This window comes from Phytopseudomonas daroniae (genome assembly GCF_004327275.1).
GTDB classification, from domain to species: domain Bacteria; phylum Pseudomonadota; class Gammaproteobacteria; order Pseudomonadales; family Pseudomonadaceae; genus Aquipseudomonas; species Aquipseudomonas daroniae.
Genome location: NZ_QJUJ01000024.1, coordinates 1 through 1,055, shown reverse-complemented (window position 1 = coordinate 1,055; position 1,055 = coordinate 1). Strand labels below are relative to the sequence as shown.

Annotated in this window: 1 protein-coding gene; it reads right to left on the bottom strand. The window is 63.7% G+C overall.

Going from position 1 to position 1,055, the window contains the following annotated elements; all coding sequences use genetic code 11:
- Positions 1–2: 2 nt before the first annotated feature.
- Positions 3–1,055, bottom strand: a 1,053-nt coding sequence (locus DNK10_RS25805) for an aldehyde dehydrogenase family protein (RefSeq protein WP_131193494.1), incomplete at its 5' end; no start/stop codon positions are given.

Genomic DNA, 1,055 nt, shown 5'->3' with positions numbered 1-1,055 from the left:
GATCAGAAGAAGCCCAAAGGGTTGATGTCGTAGCTGATCAGCAGGTTCTTGGTCTGCTGATAGTGGTCGAGCATCATCTTGTGGGTTTCGCGCCCGACCCCGGACTTCTTGTAGCCGCCAAAGGCCGCGTGCGCCGGATACAGGTGATAGCAGTTGGTCCATACGCGGCCGGCCTTGATGCCGCGGCCCATGCGGTAGGCGCGGTTGATGTCGCGCGTCCACACACCGGCGCCCAGGCCGAACTCGGTGTCGTTGGCGATGGCCAGGGCTTCGGCTTCGTCCTTGAAGGTGGTCACGCCGACCACCGGGCCGAAGATCTCCTCCTGGAACACGCGCATCTTGTTGCTGCCCTTGAGCAGGGTCGGCTGGATGTAATAACCGCTGGCCAGGTCGCCCTCGAGTTTTTCCGTGGCGCCGCCGGTGAGCAGCTCGGCCCCTTCCTGCTGAGCGATCTCCAGGTAGCTGAGGATCTTGTCGTACTGCTGCTGCGAGGCCTGGGCGCCGACCATGGTCTCGGTGTCCAGCGGGTTGCCGCGCTTGATGGCCTTGATCTTCTTCATCACCTCGACCATGAACGGCTCGAAGATCGACTCCTGCACCAGCGCCCGGGACGGGCAGGTACACACCTCGCCCTGGTTGAAGAAGGCCAGCACCAGGCCTTCGGCAGCCTTTTCGATAAAGGCCGGTTCGGCCTGCATGATGTCTTCGAAGAACACGTTCGGTGACTTGCCGCCCAGCTCCACGGTGCTCGGAATGATGTTGGCGGCCGCGCACTTCATGATGTGCGAGCCGACCGGGGTGGAACCGGTAAAGGCGATCTTGGCGATACGCGTGCTGGTGGCCAGTGCCTCGCCGGCTTCACGGCCGTAGCCCTGGACGATGTTGAACACGCCCGGCGGCAGCAGATCGCCGACCACTTCGGCGAACAGAGTGATCGACAGCGGTGTCTGCTCGGCGGGCTTGAGCACCACGCAGTTGCCGGCCGCCAGGGCCGGGGCCAGCTTCCAGGCGGCCATCAGCAGCGGGAAGTTCCAGGGAATGATCTGCCCGACCAC